We start from the raw sequence: 1796 nt of genomic DNA, 5'->3' as shown, positions 1-1796 counted from the left end.
GCTCAAACACTGCAGATTTCATGATCGCGCTGGTTCATTCCTGATACACATCACGCCTGCCACTTTAAAAACCGCCTAGACTTCGAGTATCCCTTCGACAAGGCCGTCTCCATGATCTCGATGTCTACCTTCCACGCCATGCTGGTCCCGATCCTTGCCGGGATGATCATGCTGGCCGTCGGTTTCAACTTTCGCGACAAAAATGCCGGTGTGTTTGTCATGTGGATCGGCATGCTGAGCATCCTCGCAACCGTGGTGATCAAGATCCTCGCCAAACTCAACGAATAATTCATCGCCCTTGGCTCGCATTGATTTTGACGGGCTCGTACACTCGGCCGATCCGCTCCCTGCGAGGTTGACCGCCTAGTGTTCGCTCGTCTTTTTACCCTGCCGTGTATTTTCCTTGTCTGCCTGATGACGCTGCTGTCAGTGGCGCCTGCCCAGGCGGCCGGCCTGCCAGGCCTGCTCGGCAGCCAGGCCAAGACCCAGCCCGAAGCCCGGGAACCGCTGGGGCAATCCCTGGACGAAGTGATCAAGTCACTGGAGAACGACCAGCAACGCACCAAGCTGCTGGCCGATCTCAAAAGGCTCCGTGACACCACCAAAATGGCTCAACCAACGACCGAGGAAGGCGTGCTGGGCCTGATTGGCGGAACCCTGACCAATATCGAGAAGAAATTTTCCGGCGACGACAGTCCGCTCACGCGCTGGTCCAGTGAATTCGATCAGGCCAGGGAAGAACTGATGGCGCTGGCGCTGCCGGCCAATGAATGGCTGCCCATGCTGTTCGCCTTCGCCATGATCCTGATGGTCTGGAGCCTGCTGGCCGCCGCCCTGATCTGGATCAGCCACCGCGTGCGAATGCGTTTCGGCCTGACCGAAGAACTGCCGCAGCACCCCCGGGCCCTCGACATGTTGCGCTTCGCCTTGCGCAAGCTCGGGCCATGGCTGATCGCCCTGGTGATCACGGTCTACATGAGCTACGCCCTGCCCTCGTCCCTGGGCAAAAGCCTGGCCATGGTACTGGCCTATGCACTGGTGGTCGGCACCTGCTTCTCGGCCATCTGCGTGATTGCCTTTTCCCTGCTCGACGGCCCGCACCGCCACCGTGCCCTGTACATCCTGCGGCACCAGGCGTTTCGGCCGCTGTGGCTGATCGGCAGCTTCGCCGCGTTTGGCGAAGCGCTGAGCGACCCGCAACTGGTCGACAGCCTCGGCAGCCATCTGGCCCATACCGCTGCGACTGTCGCCAATGTCCTGGCAGCGCTGTCCACAGGACGGTTCATCCTGCGCTTCCGCCGACCGATCGCTCACTTGATCCGCAACCAGCCACTGTCCCGGCGCCTGACCCGCCGTGCCCTCAACGACACCCTGTCGATCCTCGGCACCTTCTGGTACGTGCCGGCGTTGGTGCTGGTGGCCATCTCCCTGTTCGCCACCTTTATTTCCGCTGGCGACACCAGCACCGCACTGCGCCAGTCGCTGATCTGCACCGTTTTGCTGGTGTTGTGCATGGTCATCAACGGCCTGGTACGCCGCCACGCCCTCAAACCCAAGCATGGCATCCGGCGTTACGCCGTGTATTCGGAACGGCTGAAAAACTTTTTCTACACCATCGTTCATCTGCTGGTGTGGCTGGCCTTCATCGAGCTTGGCCTGCGGGTCTGGGGCATTTCGTTGATCCGCTTCACCGAAGGCGACGGCCACGAAGTCAGCGTCAAACTGTTCAGCCTCGCCGGTACGCTGCTGTTCGCCTGGCTGATCTGGATTCTCAGCGACACCGCCGTGCATCACGC

General features: G+C 60.8%; 2 protein-coding genes. Both read left to right on the top strand.

What is annotated here, in order from left to right; genetic code table 11:
- Positions 1-111 precede the first annotated feature (111 nt).
- Entirely contained in the window at positions 112-288 is a 177-nt protein-coding gene (locus ACXRVY_RS27105) for a hypothetical protein (RefSeq protein WP_223462172.1), read from the top strand.
- A gap of 126 nt (positions 289-414) precedes the next feature.
- A partial coding sequence (locus ACXRVY_RS27100; protein WP_458238739.1) for a mechanosensitive ion channel family protein occupies positions 415-1796 on the top strand: 1382 nt, incomplete at its 3' end.

Source organism: Pseudomonas sp. P5_A2_2 (assembly GCF_054177685.1).
This window is presented reverse-complemented; position numbering and strand designations above follow the sequence as displayed.

Excerpts from the sequence above, each read along its gene's own strand:
- ACXRVY_RS27105 (WP_223462172.1), top strand. The coding sequence starts at position 112 with ATGATCTCGATGTCTACCTTCCACGCCATGCTGGTCCCGATCCTTGCC.